Raw genomic sequence first — 21,680 nt, 5'->3', positions numbered from 1 at the left:
GGCAATCTAAATTCATATGTTCAAACGCGAAGAAGGCTTTTTTAAAAGTTTCGATGGCACCAACTTGTTCTTTCAGGTTTGGGATAATCCCAATGCCAAAGGCACAATCATCATCACTCACGGCCATGGCGAGCACTCGGAATGTTATCACCGTCTGACCGAGGCATTCAAAGACGATCAATGGTCTTTTTATGCCTGGGATTTGCGTGGCCACGGTCGCTCTGAAGGGCACCGCGGTTATGCGGCCCACTTTGATGATTACTGCCAGGATTATAAAATCTTTGTCGACAAAGTGTGCGCCATCGAAAAAGTAAAAAAAGGACCGGTCATTTTATTCAGCCACTCTATGGGGGGATTGATCGAGTTCAAAGCTTTGTTGCGCAATTCAGACCTAAGATACGATGGCCTGGTTGTCAGCGCACCTCTTCTGGGGTTATCGATGGAAGTTCCACTGATTAAATCCACAGCAGCCTTTATGTTGAACAAAATCTTGCCCAAACTGACTTTGGGAAATGAAATCAACAACAGCGCGCTAACCAGCGATCCGGATGTTATTCGTGAATACGAAAACGACCCCCTTCGTCACGTAAAAATGTCTCCGGGTGTTTTCACGGGCATGCTGGAAAACTGGGACTTTGTCAGACCCCGTGCAAATGAAATTAAGAAACCTGCCCTGTTTATCCTTCCTGAGAAAGATCCGGTGTGCAGCACGCCAGAGGCATTGAAGTTTTTCGAAAACATGGGCAGCAAGAAAAAAGAACTTAAGGTTTATCCTAATGCTAAGCATGAAATCATTAACGATGTAATGCGCAACACTGCATTTGCTGATATTAAAAGATATCTGGATGGCTTTTTGGAGAACCGCGCATGAAATATATTCTAGCACTTCCATTTTTACTGACACTCTTACTGACGGGCTGTGCTTCTTATGAAATTACAGATACCGGTCGCGCACTCCGCACCGAAGATCAGTATTTCGAAATCGTCCAAAAAAACTCTGATCGCACAACCAGATACTCGGGCCTTTACAACGTTCTGGAAATGCAAGCAACTTTGCTAAGTTCGGAAGTCCTGGAAGCTCAACTTGATCAAAAAACACGAATTTATCTTTGGGATGATAACAAATTTCAAACCGAAAAAAATCTGGTGGCAAAGCGCTTAAGCACCGAAACCGAATTCTTTCTAAGCTTCTTCACTCCAGAAAAGAAGAACGACGACCTAGGCACACCTAAAACACTTTGGAAAACCTTCCTGGATGTAGAGGGTCGTAGATACGAAGGAAAAGTTATTCGTATCAAGTCAGCACTGGCGGAACTAACCAGTCTTTATCCAACTCACAACCGCTTTTATACTGCATATAGCCTGATCTTCCCTGTCTCTGAAAAATCCATCGAGGGCAAAGAGATGAAAATCACGGTGACCGGCCCCGTGGGATCCGGAACTCTGAACTTTAATAAAAAATAAAAAAGGGGACATCAAGTCCCCTTTTTTTATCTGTGAAAACGTCGGCCAATTTCAAAATCAAACACCGGTTTTGCAAATTTCGCAGCCTTTAACACTATCCCTGCCATTCCCGAAGGCTTCAGCACCTCAAGATCATGTAAAATCGCTTCGCGCACCATTTTTACGTACTGTGATGGTGAAAGGGATTTGTCAGGCAACTCGATCACACTTCCGAAGGCGGTCATTACTTTATCGTACATGCGGGTTTTAATTCCAGGAGGCACCAACAACAATGTCGTTACTCCGGTCCCCTTCAGCTCCACACGCAGGCTTTGCGTGAATGCCGCGACCGCCGCTTTGGATGCCGCATAGGTGGAGTTGGCTGGTAAATCCATAAACGCAGTGATGCTGGAGACATTGATAACTTTACCGCGCTTGCGCTCAAGCATCCCTGGCAGCAAACCATGAGTCAGTTGAATCAAGCTGCTGACGTTGACCTGAATCATTTCGCAAATTTCATCGATGGGTTGTGATTCCAACAAACCACCGATCAACTGACCCGCATTGTTGAATAGAATATCAATTTGCGTCCCTTGAAGCTGTACCAACAATGAATTCACCGATTCACGCTTTGAAAGATCAGCAATCCATACCGTAACGGACTTTGCCCCTTCGGACTTAAGCTCGTCCACAAGATTTGAATCTTCAGAGCGCACAACCAGATGCAAGTGAGCTTTGTTTTCAGCGCACATCTTTGCAAACGCGCGCCCAACTCCTCTGTTTGCACCAGTAATCAAAATATGTCGACCTGTGATCTCCATAAAAGGCTATCCTTCCTTAATTGACGTACTGGCAGGAAGTCCCCATGACTTAAGAATTTCCTGTTCATCCTGAGCTGAAGTGGATTTTTTGAATTTTGCTCCGGACTTTCCGTTGACGCGCCTTTGGCAGGATGGCCAGTCACGATGACGATACACCAGCCCGCCGATATTACTTAAATAACTGAATGCTGCTTTCTTTTCTGTCGGAGATCGCATTTCCGGTAATGAGTGATCTGCCGGCACTTCCAGAATATTCACCGGATAGTTCTTCAAACTGCCCGTGTACAAACTGATGTGATCATCTTTTGAAAATGCCACTGCGATTTCGTCACAACGTTCATTGCCGGGAATGCCGACGTGGCCGCGACTGTAACGCCAGTCCACTTTACCCGTGGCTCCGCGGGCTTGGACCAATTGTCCCAACTCTTCCCACAGATCCCGATTTAAAACTTCAGCACCTTCGGCTGTTTTCCATCCGCGTTTTTTCCAGCCAAAAATCCATTGGGTAATCCCGCGAATAACGTAGGTGGAATCTGTGTAGAAATGCACAACTCCAGAAATATTCGCTACGAACTTTAACGCTTCCAGTGTCGCCGTCATCTCCATGCGATTGTTTGTGGTGGGACGATCGCCGCCACCCAGCTCGGTCACAGAGTCATTTTGCAAAAGCACAACAGCGCCCCATCCCCCAGGACCGGGATTCCCTGAACAGGCGCCATCAGTAAAAATTTGAATATAGTTGCGAGTTGTATTTGTCACACACTGATCCTCGAACGGACATAGGTTCGAGTCAATCAATGACCAGCTACGTTTTAATGTATTCGGCGATCTGAGACTTCATACGATTGTTCAATTCTGCCAATGACAGAATTTCTTTGATTTTAACAATTTCGTCCATTGGATACACCACAGCCAGCTTCACGGATTTTACTTTATCCAAATACTTCATTCGATAAAGTGCCCAGGCATAGGCTTCCAATTGTTTGAAGGCTGTTTCCGAATAGCGCTGTGAACCGGTTTTGTAATCCACCAGCCACAATGTATCATCCACGATTCCCCAAAGATCGATCTGCCCCTGCATTAAGGCGTTCTGCTCCGTCAGTGCAAAGCCCCACTCCACAAACCCGTTTTCGATAATTTTTAACAACGGCAATTGTTCAGTTTCTGCGAGGAAGATCAGCGGTGCTTTTAAGTCCTCGTCAGAAATTTCCAACAAGTCCTGATACGAGGTGAACTTCAGCGCTTCAAAAAGTCTATGAGCCGTCGTCCCTTGTTGGGCTCTTGCCAGGCCTGGTGCTAGTTGAGACACAGACATTACGTGCGAAGAACCTTCTGCAGACTCTGGCGCCACAAGTGCGGTGACGGAGATGTGTTTTCTTTTATCTTCTTTGCGAGCTGGGGACCATGGCTTGCGCAGTTCTTTGACTGCCAGTTCCTGCTCTACCAGGGTAACCGGTTGTGGGTTTTCTCTGCGTACCACGTAGGAGAAATCTTTTTCTTCGTGTAGACCTTCTTCGATATTCAACGGACACTGTGTGGCCCAGGACTTTTTTCCGACTTTTTTAAGATCCCATTGCAAGGTCACGCCTTCTTTGGCCCGGGTTAAAGCCACGTAAAGTACGCGCAGGAATTCTTCACCTTCGCGACGACGCAGTTCTTCCATGATTTGATCAGCCAGGATACTGCTTGCCAGCATCTGCGTGTCTTCATCACGAACCTTCAACGTCCATTGCCCGGTCTTTTCCTGAAAAGAAATAACCGGAGCAAAACTTGCTCTTGGATCTTTGCCCATGCCCGGAAGAATCACATGATCGAACTGCAAACCTTTAGAGGCATGCACGGTCATGAAATTCACGCGCTTGGGCTCGATAACCGGAGTGGCATCAGAGTCCTCGCCACCTTCATCGGTCGACAACGAATCCAAACTGGAATCCAGGAAATCCAGGAAGTTGAATCCGGGACGGCGTTCTTCTGAACTTAGCAGATAAACGACTTTCCACAGGTTGGCCTCGCGGCGGCCCGTGGAATCAATGCGTGCCGAGTAATCAAAGAAACCTAAGTCAATAAGTGCAGTTTTTAAAGTGAACGACAAACCTTTTTCTTCGCTCATCTCTAAAAGTGATTTCAAGATCGCGATTGGATGAGTCGCGGAACGCGTCTCCACGGTCTTTAAGGCTTCACGCCAGAAAGAATGTTTAAAGCTGTGACAAAGATCCATAATATCTGAATCTGCCATTGCCAACCATGGCGAGCGTAACAGTGCCACTAAATTGGCATTGTCATGGGGATTAACCAAAAACTTCAAAATCGCCAGGGCATCGATCACTTCACGGCGCTCGTAAAATCCACTGCCACTGTGAAGTTGCAATGGAACTCCGTGATCCTGGGCCACTTTCGCAATGTCGGCCAGAACTTTGTGGGTTCTGGAAAGCACGCAAATTTGCTCGGGATTAACGCCTTCTTTTAAAAGCTCCTGAATGCGCGCTACAGTCCCCAGGTATTCCTTGGAAACCTCGTCCTCATCTGTAGTTTCAGTGACCAGCACTTGCACCACGGGATCTGCAGGACCTTTCTTTTCTTTGTCCGGAGCCGGAGTCATCGAAGCGAATTGCTTGCCATCCAACTTTGTGAAGTAGTGATTAAAAAATTCCAGAACTTCAGGGGTGGAGCGATAGTTCACCAGCTTAACCTGAACATCGCCTTCCTGAGATTGAACTTCAGCGACTTTTTCCTGAAACACTTCTGATCTGGCACCGCGGAAAAGATAAATACTCTGCTGGGGATCACCCACCACAAAGTAAGGCTTTGCCCCAATCAGACTTCTTAAAATTTCAACCTGAATCGGACTGGTATCCTGATACTCGTCGACCATCCAGAAATCCCATTCCTGGGAAAAATTCTGGGCTGATTCCGGGGATTCCTTGATAATTTTATAGCTAAGAGTTTCCAGGTCTGCCATGGAAAGTAGACCGTTCTCAAGCTTTTGCTGCATCAGATCCCTGCAGAAAAGTTGTGCAAGTTGCTCGAACAGCTCGCAGTTTTTCTGATGCTTGGCCCAGTAGTCCGGACGATAGCGTGAAGCCTCCAAAAGTTTATCGATACGGTCACGCAGCTCTTCCAGTTCTTCATTCAAGCTACCACTGAAAGGAGGATTCTTTTTCAAATAGGACGGCTTGGTGATTCCGTCCCACATTCCCTGTAACAAGCCAAAAAACTGCCCCAGGTCTTCGGCATCCCAGTTGAAGGAGTGCAGGGTAGCCACATATTCCTTCCACTTTTCATGCTCCGTTTCCTGATCAATCTCGACACACAGACGGCGCAAACGACCGCCGATATCTTTAATAATTTTACGTGTTTCAGTTTCCTGCTCTGCCAGAGTGATGAAGCGCGCCTGCGGAAAAACTATTTTCTCTGAGAAATAGTGCAATAGCGCACTTTCGATGACACTGAATTCGTACTCTTCTAAAAGTTCCTGCAGGGCCGGATTTTCCAGGATATGCTTACGCATGATCTTGCGGGCCCCGCGACGAATTTCACTGTCACTCATGATTTTATAGTCAGGTGTCAGTCCAATGAAGGCCCCATAGCGGGACAAAAACAGGCTTAAGACGCCGTGAATAGTTGAAATCTGTACTTGCGAGCGGGAGTTGGCGAAATGAAACAAGTCTTCGCGCTTTTTCTCCAAAGCTTTTGCGGAAAGACGCTCTTTTAATTCCTGAGTGGCTTTACGGGTGAACGTTGTCACCACGATACGTGGGAACTTCTGATGCTTGGCTTTAAAATCCGAGGCGAAATCCAAAAACAAAGCCGTTAGCGTCGTGGTCTTACCTGCTCCGGCACCGGCACGCAGAATTGTATTTTTTAATTCAGATGTGGTGCTCGACATTGTCGTCTCCATTCACAGGCATTGCAAGACTGAGTGTCCACAGGTTGAGGGCGGATCTCCCCTTGTCGAATTCGATCCAATGTCGTCATCAAAATTTTAGAGAACTCCTGCAGATACAATTCTTTCGCTTCCAAGGTGGCATTCTTATCTTTCGTGCGCGTGGCCGGATACAAACTGCCAGCGAGATCATTCACACGGAAGCCCTTACGATCAAAGGTACGGAAAATATAATAGAACAAACCAATGACTTCGCCATTCAGGTCTTCAATCAGGGACTTTTCAATCACCCACATATAGAACAGCAATTGAAGTTCTTGATTCTTTAACCAGGAACCATGGGCGGAAATGCCACCGGTGGAGCTTTTATAATCCAGCAGCACCAGATGACCATCCTGATCAGAATCCACGCGGTCGATGGAGCCCGAAATGCGGAAAGCATTTTCAACGGGTTCTTTTCCCAAAGTCCCGGTTTTAGGATCCAGATAGAATTCGAAACGCTTTTCGCGAGCCAAAGTTTTAGTGCGACTGTATTCCTGACGCCATTGCTTTTCAAAATCCAAAAATCTTTGCGCCAGCAATACGTGTTTTTTACGTAAAGGCATCCACAGACGCTCGTCTGCGAAAAGCAGTCCTTTTTCTTTGCGCGCATTTTCCAGAATCTGTTCGATTTCCTCAGGTTTCCAATCGAAACGCATGGGTGTATCGGCAGTTTCCTGGGTCAGCTTTTCAAACAGCGCATGGGCCAATTGCCCGCGCGTGCGATGATCAATGTCTAAATCGACTTCCGGAAGATCCTTCAGTTTGAAGTATCTTTGCGCTGCAAAGATAAATGGACACTCCAGATAACTTTCAATTGCCGAGGCAGAAATATTCGGAAGTTTTTTTAGTTGCACCAGTGGCAACTCGGCTTTTCCAAGATCCTGTTTTATTTTGTATTCAATTTCAGATGAACGCGATTCAATCCAGGAACGATTCGAAGTTTCCTGAGAATACTGAAGCTCATCCCAGCGGGTTTCCAATGGCAAAGTCAGGTGCTCGTGCGCATGCCCTTCATTCAGGCCCATCCAAAATGTGGATGGCGAACACAGAGTTCCGGAAAAATCAGTTCCACCGAAGCAGTAAATATCGTGAGCAGAGTCTGCCTCTGCCAGAAGCTTTAATTCAAATGCCAGATCACTTTGATCCGGATTATCCAGATAAAAACCAATATCCTTTGAAAGATCAAAATAGTCCGTACCCGACAGCTGAGTTTTATTGCGGGACTTCAAAGACTCATCCGTTAAGCCTACAAAAATACGGTAACGGGCCTTTTCGCTGTAAGCCGACATCAGCTTGGTCACTAAAACCCCAGAGCCGTCGCCTTTTTCCACCGAGTATTCCTTGGCGGCGACGATGCTTTCAAGATAACTAAGCCATTCTTTCCAGATCAGCTTGGTGTTGGCAGTGGCATTCTGCAACAGTTCACGCAGAACTATTTGCACCACTTCCGTATCGTTCGAACTCCAGAAACTTAAAGCCTTACCGACAAATTCATCACGCGGAACCAAACCCGTCAGATCGATCTGTTCAAAGTAGATTTTTTGAATCAGTTCGTTGCGGGCCAGGTCTTCATTCACATAAAGACTTTTGAAAAGGGCTTTAAAGTCCTCGTAGCGCAAAGCCTGGGATTCGTGTTTGTCGAAAAATGAAATCTCCAGATCCGACGAAGACAATCGACCGCTTTTTGCCCGCAAAGTTGCCAACCAACGAGTCGCTGACGGCAAGCTTTGAACTTTGTGTGTGATGTCCTTTTGTACCGGGATCCCTTCTTCTTTTAAAAAAGACTGAAGAACGGGCCAATACTGCTCGATATCCGGAGCGATGACTGCGATATTTTCTGCCGGCACGCCGGCTTCTAACCATTTACGAACTTGTCCCACTGAGTTTTTTGTTTCAGCAAGCATTCCTGAAAAACGCAAAATCTCTTTGATCTTGGCTGCCGGCTCAACCGCCTGAAGACTTTTGATGGAGTTGCTTTTGCCGCGCAGATCCTCGTATGGCTTAAGAAGATATTTGAATTCCTCGGACCAAGTGGGAGTCGGCTCCAGAACAATCACATCAATACTGCGGGAAAGGGTGTGCAGGATCTCGGCTTCCACACGCGAGATCTCCCCACTTAGATCCACGATCAGGGGAATATCCCAAACGCGTTCCAGGTTATTGAAAGACTGCAGGTAAGCGGTGATCCAGTCAGCTGTAATGATGTTGTATTGTTTGATCAGAAACTGCGAGCAGATGTAAGCGCGCTTCGCCCACTCACCCCAGCGGTTCTTGGATTCCGGATGAGTTTCAAACCACTCCGCCAGCATGCCCATTCCATTTTCTGAAAACAGAACAGGTGCCAATTGGTCGATGTATGAAAAGACCGTGTCTTCCGCGGAAGAGTTTACCCCTAGGGCTTCGGCGTTTTCATCCAGAATGGTGCGTAAAATAGAGCGCGCGAATGGATCACTGACCAAACGCAAACGCGGTTCAAGGCGTTTTAAAAGAAGTTTCCACAAATCGCTGGCACGCAGAACAGATTCGTCCACGTATTGTCCATCACGCGCCAAAATCTTTTGCTGCAATTCGAATTTGGTGCGCAAATCCGAAACCAGCCACGATTGAGTTCGTGGGTCATAATTTGTAAATAGCTCGTTGATTTGCGAGCGATTTTTAATGGGGACAATTTGTAGCATCAGGGTTTACCGGCGTTGTTTGAGCTTTCTTCTTTTACCCTGATTATCGGTGAATTTGAAGTCAGCATCAAAGCCTAAATCAATGCCAACGCTGATCATATAACGATTCTCTGCAGTTTGACCCGGATAGGCGCCAAGTTCCTCGGTGTAACTTACAGCATCAATGTGAAAAATAAATAGATTTATGCCCACACCGTAGCTCAGATAGCCCTGACTGAAGCCCGCCCGCAAATCGATGATAGGCAAGGAAACCTCAGCTCCCAGATGCAGTTTTTTACCAGTTTCAATTTCCGGTTCCAATAAGTGGCGTGCCTCGCCGCCAAACGCCAAATCCAAACCCGGCAAATCCAAAGTTACACCAGCACCAAGACTTAAATTTTGCGTGATGTGAGGTGGAGCATCGTCGCCGGCGGTTTTTCTAAATGCTGTATTACCAACATCCTGCCAAACCAATGCGACCGTAGGTTTTAACAACGGCAAGTCGACTGTTGTCGCAATTGCCAAATCAAGGCCGTAAGCCTGACCCTTGTCATCGAACTTATCACCAATCGCAGCGAATGAGTCCGCGTTCGCAACATCCGTCAAACTTAGCTCCTGGGGAATCCCCCCCCAGCGATCCACTCTTTTTGCAGCAAGACCTATATAAGTACCCGGTGCAACGTTGAATGCATATCCCAGATAGTATCCACTATCTTGTCTAAAATAAGTGTCAAACTGAGGATACGCCGGATTGTGAAGTTCCAATGAGACTTCGTTATCCATCAAGTATCCCACTGCAAAATTTCCGATAGCCACAGCTGATTTTCCGGTCGCCTGCACCCACACACGTGTCCCGAACAGACTGTTGTAAGAATTCGGATCATTGGGGTCGATGTTTTGAATCGCTTCCAAATCCTCTGGAGAAATGGAATTCAAACTGATTCCGACATCCACAACCTTGATATCGACACCTTCAACTTTACCCAGTGCCGCCGGATTATAGAAAACCGCATCGGCTCCGCTCACAAACGGAATATAAGTTCCACCCATCCCTAATGAACGCGCATTGCGGGCGAACTCTGACAAGGACTGCGCCATTGTCGTTGAGGAAACCGTCAGAATAAGAGTTAAGGCCAGGGAGCGTAACATCTAAAACGAAGCCCCCGGAATTTTGGTTGAAGGACAGCACAATCCAGGCGGAGGACTGTCCGTAAGAATGTCATAGGACCCCAGGGTTCCAAAGAAAGCGACAGAGTCATCAATACTGCAGGTACCAAATCCAAAATCCGCAGAGTCCATCATGAATCTCATGGCGTACACCATTTCATCGCTGACACCAGCAGGAGTTACCATTGTTGCACAACTCACCGCAGATCCAGCAATGGCACTTAAGGCACTGTCACAATCATCACTTAAATCACCGATGGCATCGACTGAAGTTCCAGCACCCAATGCATCCGACAGAGCCGCAAAATTTTCCAATACCAGACCGAAACCAGATGCCACTCTTTTCATTGCGGTGGAGCTCATATATTTGGTCATTCCTAGTGGTGGGTGTCCGAACTCGTCTCGAATCGTATCTGGAGGCGCCGGATTCGGTGCATCCGGCCACCGAGTCAGCGACCCCGACGCATCCTCATGACAGACCGTCGCATCGGCATCAATACTGCCATTTTGATCTCCAGAATCCAGATTGGCAGCCATGTTCGTACCCATGCGAGCCACACCTAACAATGCCAGAAACAGATTTTCTTTAGTTGATCTTTGCGCAGCCGTTCCAATTCCCTGAAGCACACCAATCGCCAGTTCACAGTCATCCGGATTTACAGTTTGCCCGGCCCATATCCCCATGAAATATCGGAACATCTGCGAGGAGGCATTATTGGTCATTCCTTGAATTAGGTTTGCAAACAGCAAACCGCAACTGCCGGCGTAGGCTGACGCCAGTACGAGTTTAACATCCCGACGACTTTGATAAGTTGAAGAAAGCTGATTGTTGATGATATCCACCGTGGTTGCCCACTCCATCTCATCAAGAGCTTTTTTCGCGTCAATATATAGCGCCTCATCGGAATCCTTATTGGCAAAATCCGCAAGAACATTTTCAGAGCTGCACGATGCAGTCATCGAAAAGGTTGTTATTAAAATGAGTAAACGCTTCAACACGTACATGCCTATCCTTTAGAACCTCAGTGAAAATTTCATATTGTATCTGCGATCTTCTCTAGGTGCGGTCGAGGTGCCGATTTCTTCGCCGTAGCTGGCGAACTGCCATGCCCATCTCTCGGATGCGATTTCCATCCCTGCGGTCCAATACCTTTGATTATAACCTGCACGCAAAAAGAACACATCGCCGAAGTTAAATTCCATCCCTCCGTGGATCAATTTGGCCTTATCCTCTTCATCGGATGATGTTAATAAGCCACTGTATTGTAAAGTCCACGACGAGCGCACATAATTGGTGTGAATAGGGAATAACGCCGCTGCAATGTCCAGATCTTGCTTTACCAAATTGGGACGATTGGAAGTTGCGGAATCCTGACGAATTGAATCTGTTTGATTAAAGCTGGTTCCACCCACATCGTGCAAGACTGCGGTGATCGTGGGAATATATGTCCAAGGTGCTGACAACATCAAAGCAACATCTGTTGATAGCCCCATGCCAGAGTTCGCAATGGCAGCATAATCCAACGCTCCGGCACTGCTTAGTGTTCTGTTATCTGCTTCAATACGGTCGATCAGCTTGGTATTAAAACCCAGCTTTATCCGCCCATCAAAGAATCGGAAATTAAACCCCAGCACCAGCGCCAGGTCACTTCTATAGTAGGTGTCGATGGTTGAACCATCGGAGCTCATTTCGGCATCCAACAAATAATTGTTATAAAGACCGATACCGAAGTTGCGCATAACCAGGGATGGAAATATCTGTCCTTTGGCGTGATAGTATTTGCCACGATTGGAATCCAAGGCACCTTTAATATCTGACAGGTTAAATGGATTGGAAATTCCGCCCGCTGAATACATAGTTGAGGCATTGGCGTTCATCTCAACTTCAGGATCTAGAACCGTGCCGTAAAAATCACGAAGCTTACCAAGAGCTGCCGGGTTCACAATCAAAGCTGTTTCATCGTTCACGACTGCAAGACAGGCTCCGCCCATCGCTTGACAGCGCACACCTGAATAGAAAGAACGTCGTTCTGCCGCATTCACATCAAAAGTGAAAGCGATCAGCAAGACAATTTGAATGATGGTGATCCACAAAATCCGTTTCATAGTTCCACCCGTTCGTTAAACTCGCGAAAAATCAAAATTTTCCGTCAAACTTCTTATCGGTTGGGACCAGCCTCACATTGAGACGTATCAGATAAATACGGAGGTAAGTCCAGCATTAAGCCCCCCGATAAAAGTCCGATAAGTAATCATATAGCAAACAAAAAGGTCTACGTCCGAGGAGTTTTGCGATGGTTAATTTTAAAGTTACAGCTTTGGTGGCTGGTCTTTCGTGCGCTGCCCTGCTTGCAGGTTGTGAAGGCGCTCAATCAGAAAAAGATATGATCATGGAAGCCCAGTACTGTTTGGATAAGGCGACCTCTTTAACAGCCCAGTCCTGTGTATCTGGGATCTCAAGCTTAACATCAGAAAATGCATACGCCATTCGCTGCGCTGCTGGATTTCTTGAATCTGGAGTAACAACAGCTGAGAACCTCGCTGAGGCATTCACCGCTCTTCAAGAAGACGGCGACACAGCAACAATGCTTTCTATTTTAAATTTTAATGGATCCACTGGTTTAGCAAATACCACGGCAGAGTATTGCACAAAATCGGGTTCGCCTGGATTGGCGCTCATGGGAGCCATGGCAAAAAGCGCGACAGCCCTTGCCTCTTCAACATCTGAATTTACTTCTTGCTCTGGAGGTATTGCGAGCTGCACAGATGCTGAAATTTCGAACTTGATTACTGAAATTGAGGGTGTTCTGACTACAGGAAGCGCAGGAGATCCTGATTTTGATAAAGCTGTCGAAACCATCACCGCCGTTGCTGGATCTGTTCAAGCAGTCTACGCGTTATCATGCGGTCAAGTCGGAGCAAATCAAGACATCTGTGGCCCGATAGACGAAGCCCTACAAGCCGCGACAATTACTCCTGAAGAATTAGCTGCGCTGACTCCAACTCAACTTGAAGATCTTGGAAAAGAACTAATAGCAAAATGGAAATAAAAAAACTCCTCGAAAGAGGAGTTTTTTATTTCTAGAAGTCCAAGTTAAGTCTTGTTGCATACACCCGGCTCTCAACCGGTGTATTTCTGGTGCCGACATCGTCGGCATAGCTGACTAAATCCAGATTGAAAATACCAAGTTCAGCTGACAATCCAGCAGTCCAGTAGCCTTGGCTCAAGCCCACACGATAGTGTCCTTTCCACCAGCTATAGACAAACCAATCGAACTCTAAACCCGCGTGGACACCTTTTCTCCAGTTGAAATCAGGATGACCCAAGTCACGTACATCCAGAACCCCACGGCCACCGAAAATCCATGCGCTTGGATATTCCCAGCGAGATCCAACGTCGAAAACTCGATAAAGCTTTTCTGGAGCCGGATTAACAGTTTGCTCTTCTTTATTGATCAACTTAAGAGAGTTATTAAAACCCGTCTCTGCAACGTTTCTAACTACGGCACCAAAAGTCGGACGAGCCATTTGCAAAAAGCTCCAAAGTCCTTCACTTGGAATCTCCGGTGTCCACAACATTCCGATATCAGCGTCGATTGTATATCCCTCAGACAGATCTTCTTTTCTAACGATCTGATCGCTGGTTGCCAAATCAGTGGACTGAATAATCTTGCTGTAAAAGCCGCGGTTAACGAACTTCGCAGTAAGTCCCATTGAAAAGCGGCCGTTGTTAAACCAGCTAAAATCATCACCATACGACAACGCTAATGTGGAATCGGCATACACTTTGGTATCGATTGCCGCCGCAATACTTCGATGCATTTGCATTTGCACTGATACGTCGGCGGGAATAAACGCCACACCCCATTTAGGACGAACCCAAACACCTTCCATCGGTGTGATACGAATTCCGTAATTGTCACCATAGTGACGTTCGATCAAGTTAATATAGGCCGTGTTCTTGTCCACTTCGGAAAGATTCGAATCCTCGATCTCTTTATATTCATCATAGAAGTCTTTAGCACCTGGTGTAGCTGCAATGCTCATTGATAAGTTAATCTGACCACTTTCACGGCGAGCCAACCCTGCCGGATTATAGAAAATCGCAGTGTAGTCGTCAGCGACCGCGACAAACGCATCCCCCATCCCCAATGCACGAGGTGCCTGGTACTGATGGTGAATCGTCGTACTCATTGATTCTGCGGCAAGTGCCACTTCCGTCAAAACTGATGCGCAAAGAACGGTCGAGAGGAGAAAAGATCCTCTTTTGAACATAGATTGTCTCCAATTTACTTTTACAAAGATTGTAGACGTAATTTATACTTTTTCTTATGCGAGTTATTATTCTGCCACTTTTTTTGACCTTGGTCTTGTTCACAAATATGAGTCATGCAGCTCCCTCTGCGAAGACTTCTTTAGATACTCAGCCTCTGACTGGGGAAGATGATCCATATTTGTCTGATAAAGCTGCGGCACTAAGAACTCCTGCGCCGACTTGGCAGCTGGGAGTGTTTGGTGGATTTGGCGGCGGTCACGTCGTTGAAAATGACGAATGGCCACAAGGACTCACCTACGGACTAAGAATCGCCACTCTAGAGCGAGAGCGCCCTGCGTGGGATCTGCACATTGAATTTGGCGAAGACAATAATATCGGGATCTTTGGTGCGCATCGCTGGAATCTTGAAAACGATCGCTTTTATCCCTATGCCCGCCTAGCGGTAGGAACTTTTTTGGACCCCGATGATGAGCTTGGAAATATCGTTCAAATCAAACGATTCCGCGTTCGTGGTGGTGTTGGCGTCGGAGAGACCTTTTTCTTTGAAATGGGCGCGGGCCTTGCGGTTGTGGGCGTGGATCTTTACGCCATTACTGGGTACGGCTTTAATTTCTGACAATTTGCTTCATTACCTGTTCCCTCGTTGCATCTAAGTTCTTCCGTTGATATCTCTTCTGGACCTAACAGAGGAGATAAAAATGAGATTCTTCGCACTTGTTATGACCCTGATCGTGGGCTCCGCTGCCAGCGCCAGTTCACTTGGTGAACTTCGCGGATTGGGCACAATGACTGTTTCTTACGATCAATTCAGCGGCAAAAAGACAGTTCGCAAATACGAAAACTGTAAAATCGCGATGAACCTAAAACGTTCTGCAACTTCCATCACGATGGACTTCGCAGTGATTGATTGCCTTGCAACGAATGACTTCCTTGGAACTTACGACATCAAAGGTGACAAGCTGGTTGATGCTAAAGGAAAAGTGAAAGGCCAGGTTTTGGCTGACGGAACTTTCCAAATTTCTGAAAGAACTTCCCAGATCATTAAAGGCACTCGCACTGATTACCAAGTGGGCGGCATCAATCCAACTCCAAGACCAGGTGATCCCTACAACCCTGCTCGCTGCACGCCGATCACAAGAACCAACAATGTGGAGCTTGTGAAAATTGTGAACTACAAAATCAAACAACAGGAAGACCTCACATGGAAAGTGGAGCGTTCTACATCTGAAGATCAGCTGGCATGGGCAAGCAAAAGCAACGGAATCTGCCCCGGCACTTCCTACCGCACGAAGCTGGGATCATCGACATACATTCAAGTCGTTCTTAAATAACGAAAAAGGGAGATCTAAGATCTCCCTTTTTTTTATCCGCGATGCACACTTCTCAATGACATATCGCCGCACCCGCTACGGGTGTACAAACTGACACCCCTGTCCACACTTCACCATCGATCCAAGCGGCATCACGACTTAGTGCCGCATCCGATTCGGATGTATGAACTGACACCTCTGTCCGCAACAAGAACACCAAAATTCCCCATAAGTTCAAATTGACCATCATTACCAATGGCATAGGCATTGAATCCGTAGATGAGCCAAACAGAGGTTACCATGGAAAATCAACAACTTGCCCTTAATTTGCCAATAAGTTTCCCAAATTTGGGAAACAATGATATGGTGGTACCAAGTGTTTCGCGTCTATGAATTAGAAATAGTTCTAAACGAGCAACACTTCAGCGAGGTGTGGATCGATCCTCATTACGAGGTCAAGCATAGTAGCTCCATCAATGACGAACTGATTTTGAATTTACTGGTTCGCCTTAATAGTGAAGAAATCGATCCCGTAGCCCAGTCCCACGGATTTAGCTATTTTGAAGTCGATACTGAACACAATCGAAAGCTGTATCGGCTTATTTTAGTAATCCCGTCTGACGGGAGCTACATTGGAATTCGAAATGCCTATAGGAGATCGAAATGAAGAAAGCGACTAAACGTCCTTACAAAATCAGCAAGACGCCTCCTCCAGGCTGGCCCACTGAGGACCAATGGAAAGAAATCGACAAGAAGCTAGAGAAAAAACCCGCATCAAAGGCACTTCCCTCTGACGCCGGACCAGTGGAAAGAACAAAGCACGAACTGTGTGCGCAATTTATTAAATACCGCAGGCAAGAGGACATTAACCAACGTGAACTGGCTCAGCGCCTTGGGGTAACAGATTCACGTGTGAGTGAAATCCTTCATTACCATCACGGACGCTTTACTATCGACAAGCTGCTTGAATTGCTCGCCAAAATTCGCCCCGAAGTGAAGATTCGAGTTGCCTAGGGAATCCAATCTTTTCTGAGGTAAGTCCGTACCTTTCACTTCCTTCATGCTATTTCCGCAGCGGAAGTGAAAACGACAACTTTGAACGCAAGCACTCGACTGATTCGAAGCACCGCCAAAAGGTACGGCATACCTTTGCAACTTAATGCCATACCGCCGCATCCGAATCGGATGTGGATCTTGCACATAAGCAATTTGGGTGAATTAGATTAAAGGGATTTTAACCACGAGTCGAGGCGGTCGACTTCTTTTAGCAGGTGTTGTTCGTCGCGGTTGTTTTGCAGGACAAAGTCGGCTTCGGCTTCTTTGCTTGAAACGGGAATTTGCGAGGCGATGCGCATGTCGATTTCGGATTCGGTCAGTTGGTTGCGGCGAAGCAGACGTTCCTTTTGTTGATTCTTGGTGCTGGTAACCACCACAATCTGGTCAAACTGATCCCGCGCGCGGGTTTCGAAAAGTAAGGGGATATCGTAAATCACCAGAGGCAATTTCATATCTTCATACACCTGACGACGACGAGCGATCTCTTTACGAATCAAGGGATGAGTGATGGATTCAAGAACATGAAGCTTGTCAGGATTGCCAAAAACGATCTGACCGAGCTTTCTGCGGTCTAGACTTCCGTCTGGTAGCAGCACATCACCGAACTCTTGCACGACAGCCTTAAGTCCAGGTGTACCCGGTCTTACAACTTCGCGGGCAACCTCATCGGCATCAAGAACGTTATAGCCACGATCGCGCAACATACGACTGACTGTGCTCTTGCCACAAGCTATACCTCCGGTCAGTCCTATCCATTTCATAGCCAATTCTCCTTAAGCTGCCATTCTATTTTACCGATAGTCCATCCAAAGGGGAACATGATTTCATGTCTCAAGCTGTAGAACAATTCGGTAAATACATTCTATTGGAAAGAGTCGCTGCTGGCGGTATGGCCGAAGTGTATCTTTCCAAGTCTACAGGCGCTGTAGGTGTGAATAAGTTTGTTGCCATCAAACGTATCCTTCCCCAGTACTCTGATCACCAGGAATTCATTGAGATGTTCAAGGAAGAGGCGAAAATCGCCGTCAACCTGAACCACGGTAACGTAGTCTCAATTTATGACTTCGGTGTCGAAAAGAGTCAATTTTTCCTGGTCATGGAGTTTGTGGAAGGCCGCAACCTTCGCCAGATTCTGAATGAACTTAAAAAGACGACGACCTCCTTCACGATCGAACAAATCGTATACATGATGAAGGAAGTGGCGGCGGGTCTGGATCACGCGCACCGTTGTATCGACGGTACAACTGGCAAGCCTTTGAATATCGTTCATCGCGACATGAGTCCGCAAAACATCATGGTCAGCTTTGAAGGTGAAGTTAAAATCATCGATTTCGGTATCGCCAAAGCAGAAACTCAACTTGAAGCTACAAAAGCCGGTACTTTAAAAGGTAAATACGGCTACATGAGTCCCGAGCAGGCCGATGGTCAAAACATCGATCCTCGCACGGATATTTTCTCGATGGGTATCGTTTTGTGGGAGCTATTAGCCAACGATCGTCTTTTCACTTCCAACAGTGAAGCCGCGATCCTGCGCAAAATCCGCGAGTGCCAAATCCCTAGTATCCGCAAAATCAATCCTTCCGTTCCTCCGGAACTGGAAAGAATCGTTAATAAAGCTTTGGCTAAAGATCGCAGCCTTCGTTATCAGACGGCAGCGGCTTTTCATCGTGATCTGAACAGATTCCTGAATACACAGTACCCGGAGTTCTCTCCGCAGGATTTCTCGGTATTCATGAAGAATGCGTTTTCGGCAGCGTTCCTTGAACAACGCCGCAAGCAGGTTGAGTTTGCAAAAATTCAATCCACGGTACAGCCAGGCGAAGACAAAACAGTTGTCACACAAACTGACACACGCATTCCACCTCAAAGCATCCCGACTCCTCCAAAGGTTTCGGCCGCTGTTGAAGATGGTAATCTTGACATCGACACTTCCACAGACATCCGTGTGGATTTAAATGATTTGAAATCGCCGCCTAAGCCAAAAACTTTCGGCAATCACACAGTCACAAATACCAACACCAGCACGCAAACTCGTACGGGTGGTATATCTCGCTCGCCTAACAGCAGATCCGGTACTGCACCGGGAATCCCATACAAAAAATCATCCAATGCGATGACATGGGTTTTGCGTGGCGCGATCGCGATCGTTGGTGGTGTTTGTATATTCTATGGACTTCAGAACTTCCAGGGCGAGAAATCTGCCATTGAACAATTGGGCATGGCTCCAAAGCACACGCCTGTTGAACCTGCACGCTCTCCGGTAGCAGCGGTAACTCCCGAAGCTCCGCAAACCACAGAGATTGCAACTACAGCACCAAACTATTCGGTTTCAATTTACAGTACTCCATCCAAAGCCCGCATTGTCATCGATGGTGTGGATACGGGTGAGTTCACTCCTTACAGCATGCAACGAAAGGCAAATACGCCATTCAGCTTGCGTCTGGTTAAAGAGGGCTATACGGACCTGGTTACGACAGTAACTCCGACTTATGAGGCGTATTCATTTACTGGCTCTTTACAAGTTCTTCCAAGAGTGGCATCTGTTTTCATCAACATCGTGAATGGTGGCGCAAATTCTGAATTAAGAATTGCCGGTGTTCCGGTGGCTATACGCTCTCAACACGAGGGCTATACGATTCAAGCAGAGGTCGGAGTTAAGATTCAGGCTTACAATAAAGTGACAGGTCTTTCAGCGGAAAGAACTGTGACTATTCCAGCCAATCAGAAACAAACGATCGAACTGTATTTAAAATAGTTTTCTTTACAGAGCTTTTGCCAGAGACTAGCAACAGGAGCATTTCATCATGAAGACGAAACCTCTGACCTTAGGTCATTCCATTTTGACAATGACGTCACGAGATCCCCAAGCCGTGGCTGTGAAATATAAGTCCGGCAACAAGTGGGAAGAAAAATCCTGGAAACAATATTATCAAGACATCGAAACGTTGGGTGCTGCCCTGCTTTCCATGGGTATCAAACCCGGCGATCGTGTGGCCATCATGGCCAATACTCGTTACGAGTGGTCCGTAGCTGATTACGCCATTTTTGGAATCAAGGCGATCACTGTTCCAATCTATCAGAACAATATCGCTGAAGACGTCGAGTTCATTCTGAATAATTCCAAAGCGCGCTTTCTAATTACTGAAAGTCGTGGTCCTTTAAAAACTTTCGAATCCATCCGCTCCAAATGCCCGCATGTCGAAAAAATCATTTTGATGGACACGACTCACTCCCCTTCTGAAAACATCTCCTGGAATCAGTTGATGAAAAAAGGTGCGGAGTATCTGGCAAGCCATCCTGGCTGCTACAAAGATCTTTGCGAGACATTGAAATCTGATGATATGGCCACTATCCTTTACACTTCCGGTACAACGGGATTGCCAAAAGGCGTGGTGCTAACCCATTTGCAGGCGTTCAGCGAAGTCAGCGAAGCCTTCCCGTTTGCAGGAGCCAATCCTTCAGACACATCATTGTCGTTCCTACCTTACGCCCATATTTTAGGCCGTATCGAACATTGGGGTCACCTGTACATTGGCTTCACTATGGCCTATGCAGAAAGCCTGGAAAAGGTTCGCGGCAATCTGGCTGACATCCGCCCGACTATTCTGGTTTCAGTGCCAAGAATATTTGAAAAAATCCACAGCGCGATTTTAGCGCAAGTACAAACCAAGCCTTTGAAGTTGAAGTTATTCAACTGGGCAGTTGAAATCGGTCGTGAGGTTGGCGAGTACAAACTTTCTGGCCAAATTCTGCCGGTGGGCTTGTTGGCAAAATACGAACTGGCGAAAAAATTAGTCTTAGGCAAAATCACAGAGGCCTTTGGTGGTCGTCTGCGTTTTGCCATCAGCGGTGGCGCGCCGATTTCAAAAGAAATCGCGATGTTCTTCCACTCTGCCGGAATTCTAATTCTGGAAGGTTATGGCCTTACTGAAACCACAGCCGCAATCACTGTGAACACTCCTTTCAACTATCGCTTTGGCAGCGTAGGTCGCCCGATTGGCGACGTTGAACTTAAGATCGCAGCCGACGGCGAGATCTTAGTTAAATCTGCAAAAGTAATGCGCGAGTACTATCAAAACACAGAAGCCACTGATGCGGCCTTCACTGATGGCTGGTTCCACACTGGCGACATCGGCGAGATCACGCAAAGCGGTGACCTGCGCATCACAGATCGCAAAAAAGATCTGATTAAAACTGCCGGTGGTAAGTACGTGGCGCCACAGCGCTTGGAATCTTTGTTGGTTCTTTCCCCGTATATTTCCCACGCTCTAATTCATGGCGATCAAAAGAAATACATCGTAGCTTTGATCTTCCCGGATCAGGCAGCAGTTACGACTTTGGCGAAAGAAAAAGGCATCAAGTTTACTGACTGGAATGACTTAAGCAAAAGTGCCTTTGTTGACGAGTTGATCCGTCACGCTGTAGCCGACGCCAACAGCAGTCTGGCCAGCTACGAGAGCATCAAAAAGCATGTCATCATGCCGATTGAGCTGACAGTGGAAAATGGCGAGCTGACACCTTCGATGAAGTTAAAACGCAAAAAGCTGGATCAGAAGTTCAGCACCGAAATCGAAAAGATGTATGCATAAAAAAAGCCCGGTACAAACCGGGCTTTTTATTTCAGCGAAAATCTAAGTTCAACTAAGGTTCTTGCGCACAACCAACATAGATGAAACTTGTCCCAATCCGCGCACCCGGAACGTTTTCAGGATAAAGCGCTTGATCTTCGCTTTGATAGATTGTGACTGAGCCGTCATTGAAGGTAAGAGCTAAGGGAAGTTCAAAGTTTCCTTTTATATGCAGCAAGCTCACGGTGCCGTCCTCTTTCAGACTCACCTTATAGCGTTCATCCTGGGTACTTTGCCCCGTCGTGAATTCAGCTTTATCGCCCAGCTGCACACCATTTTCATTCAAGAAATAACCCAGGCCCGCAGCATATACAGCCATACAGGTCTTGCCTGCTGCAATTGATTGAGTCGATGCCAGGATTATTAGAATGGAAATCAGGTATTTCATCGCACACCC

Annotated in this window: 18 protein-coding genes; 8 read left to right on the top strand and 10 right to left on the bottom strand. The window is 46.8% G+C overall.

Annotated features, from left to right (window positions below; all coding sequences use genetic code 11):
• Window positions 1-16 precede the first annotated feature (16 nt).
• Together ACLVWU_RS03285 and ACLVWU_RS03280 are read left to right on the top strand one after the other, a co-directional pair.
• Entirely contained in the window at window positions 17-871 is an 855-nt protein-coding gene (locus ACLVWU_RS03285) for an alpha/beta hydrolase (RefSeq protein WP_413577291.1), read from the top strand.
• Window positions 868-1,464, top strand: coding sequence for a hypothetical protein (locus ACLVWU_RS03280; protein WP_413577289.1), 597 nt, complete (start codon window positions 868-870; stop codon window positions 1,462-1,464). The genes ACLVWU_RS03285 and ACLVWU_RS03280 overlap by 4 nt, the downstream gene beginning before the upstream one ends.
• 26 nt (window positions 1,465-1,490) lie before the next feature.
• On the opposite strand, the gene ACLVWU_RS03275 is transcribed toward ACLVWU_RS03280, so the two are convergent.
• The 7 genes from ACLVWU_RS03275 to ACLVWU_RS03245 are packed head-to-tail and all read right to left on the bottom strand — an operon-like array spanning window position 1,491 to window position 12,119.
• Window positions 1,491-2,264 carry an SDR family NAD(P)-dependent oxidoreductase gene (locus ACLVWU_RS03275; RefSeq protein WP_413577288.1) on the bottom strand — a complete coding sequence of 258 codons (774 nt, stop codon included), beginning with the start codon at window positions 2,262-2,264 and terminating at the stop codon, window positions 1,491-1,493.
• 6 nt (window positions 2,265-2,270) lie between these two features.
• Window positions 2,271-3,023 (bottom strand): ribonuclease HI, encoded by a 753-nt coding sequence (gene rnhA, locus ACLVWU_RS03270; RefSeq protein WP_413577287.1) that lies wholly within the window; start codon window positions 3,021-3,023, stop codon window positions 2,271-2,273.
• A 46-nt stretch (window positions 3,024-3,069) separates the two neighbouring features.
• On the bottom strand, window positions 3,070-6,150 hold the full coding sequence (locus ACLVWU_RS03265; RefSeq protein ID WP_413577284.1) for a UvrD-helicase domain-containing protein: 3,081 nt from the start codon (window positions 6,148-6,150) through the stop codon (window positions 3,070-3,072).
• On the bottom strand, window positions 6,126-8,867 hold the full coding sequence (locus tag ACLVWU_RS03260) for a PD-(D/E)XK nuclease family protein (protein WP_413577283.1): 2,742 nt from the start codon (window positions 8,865-8,867) through the stop codon (window positions 6,126-6,128). Before ACLVWU_RS03260 ends, ACLVWU_RS03265 begins: the two co-directional genes overlap by 25 nt.
• Window positions 8,868-8,873: 6 nt before the next feature.
• Window positions 8,874-9,995 (bottom strand): hypothetical protein, encoded by a 1,122-nt coding sequence (locus ACLVWU_RS03255; protein WP_413577280.1) that lies wholly within the window; start codon window positions 9,993-9,995, stop codon window positions 8,874-8,876.
• Window positions 9,996-10,973, bottom strand: a complete 978-nt coding sequence (locus ACLVWU_RS03250; protein ID WP_413577279.1) for a hypothetical protein — start codon at window positions 10,971-10,973, stop codon at window positions 9,996-9,998.
• Between the two features lie 54 nt (window positions 10,974-11,027).
• Window positions 11,028-12,119 (bottom strand): hypothetical protein, encoded by a 1,092-nt coding sequence (locus tag ACLVWU_RS03245; RefSeq protein WP_413577277.1) that lies wholly within the window; start codon window positions 12,117-12,119, stop codon window positions 11,028-11,030.
• 188 nt (window positions 12,120-12,307) lie between these two features.
• Here ACLVWU_RS03245 and ACLVWU_RS03240 point away from each other — a divergent pair, with 188 nt between their 5' ends.
• Window positions 12,308-13,063 carry a hypothetical protein gene (locus ACLVWU_RS03240; RefSeq protein ID WP_413577275.1) on the top strand — a complete coding sequence of 252 codons (756 nt, stop codon included), beginning with the start codon at window positions 12,308-12,310 and terminating at the stop codon, window positions 13,061-13,063.
• A gap of 31 nt (window positions 13,064-13,094) precedes the next feature.
• On the opposite strand, the gene ACLVWU_RS03235 is transcribed toward ACLVWU_RS03240, so the two are convergent.
• Window positions 13,095-14,288 (bottom strand): hypothetical protein, encoded by a 1,194-nt coding sequence (locus ACLVWU_RS03235; RefSeq protein ID WP_413577273.1) that lies wholly within the window; start codon window positions 14,286-14,288, stop codon window positions 13,095-13,097.
• 107 nt (window positions 14,289-14,395) lie between these two features.
• On the opposite strand from ACLVWU_RS03235, the gene ACLVWU_RS03230 reads away from it, so the two are divergent.
• The 3 genes from ACLVWU_RS03230 (at window position 14,396) to ACLVWU_RS03220 (ending at window position 16,613) form a co-directional block, all read left to right on the top strand.
• Window positions 14,396-14,905: a hypothetical protein gene (locus tag ACLVWU_RS03230; protein ID WP_413577271.1), complete on the top strand. Its 510-nt coding sequence runs from the start codon at window positions 14,396-14,398 to the stop codon at window positions 14,903-14,905.
• A gap of 82 nt (window positions 14,906-14,987) precedes the next feature.
• A complete protein-coding gene (locus ACLVWU_RS03225) occupies window positions 14,988-15,620 on the top strand; it encodes a hypothetical protein (protein WP_413577269.1) in 633 nt (210 codons plus the stop codon).
• Window positions 15,621-16,262: 642 nt separating this feature from the next.
• Window positions 16,263-16,613 (top strand): XRE family transcriptional regulator, encoded by a 351-nt coding sequence (locus tag ACLVWU_RS03220; RefSeq protein ID WP_413577267.1) that lies wholly within the window; start codon window positions 16,263-16,265, stop codon window positions 16,611-16,613.
• A gap of 209 nt (window positions 16,614-16,822) precedes the next feature.
• Here the strand turns inward: ACLVWU_RS03220 and coaE are convergent, their stop codons facing one another.
• Window positions 16,823-17,416, bottom strand: coding sequence for a dephospho-CoA kinase (gene coaE / locus ACLVWU_RS03215; protein ID WP_413577266.1), 594 nt, complete (start codon window positions 17,414-17,416; stop codon window positions 16,823-16,825).
• Between the two features lie 65 nt (window positions 17,417-17,481).
• Between coaE and ACLVWU_RS03210 the strand changes: the two genes are divergently transcribed.
• Both ACLVWU_RS03210 and ACLVWU_RS03205 read left to right on the top strand, forming a co-directional pair.
• Window positions 17,482-19,410, top strand: a complete 1,929-nt coding sequence (locus tag ACLVWU_RS03210; protein WP_413577264.1) for a protein kinase domain-containing protein — start codon at window positions 17,482-17,484, stop codon at window positions 19,408-19,410.
• 49 nt (window positions 19,411-19,459) lie between these two features.
• Window positions 19,460-21,244 carry an AMP-dependent synthetase/ligase gene (locus ACLVWU_RS03205; protein ID WP_413577262.1) on the top strand — a complete coding sequence of 595 codons (1,785 nt, stop codon included), beginning with the start codon at window positions 19,460-19,462 and terminating at the stop codon, window positions 21,242-21,244.
• Window positions 21,245-21,296: 52 nt separating this feature from the next.
• Here the strand turns inward: ACLVWU_RS03205 and ACLVWU_RS03200 are convergent, their stop codons facing one another.
• Window positions 21,297-21,671: a hypothetical protein gene (locus ACLVWU_RS03200; RefSeq protein WP_413577261.1), complete on the bottom strand. Its 375-nt coding sequence runs from the start codon at window positions 21,669-21,671 to the stop codon at window positions 21,297-21,299.
• Between the last annotated feature and the right edge of the window lie 9 nt (window positions 21,672-21,680).

This window comes from Bdellovibrio sp. HCB290 (genome assembly GCF_047305925.1).
Classification (GTDB): Bacteria; Bdellovibrionota; Bdellovibrionia; order Bdellovibrionales; family Bdellovibrionaceae; genus Bdellovibrio.
The sequence above is the reverse complement of the archived record's forward strand: the minus strand, read 5'-3'. Positions and strand labels throughout refer to the sequence as shown.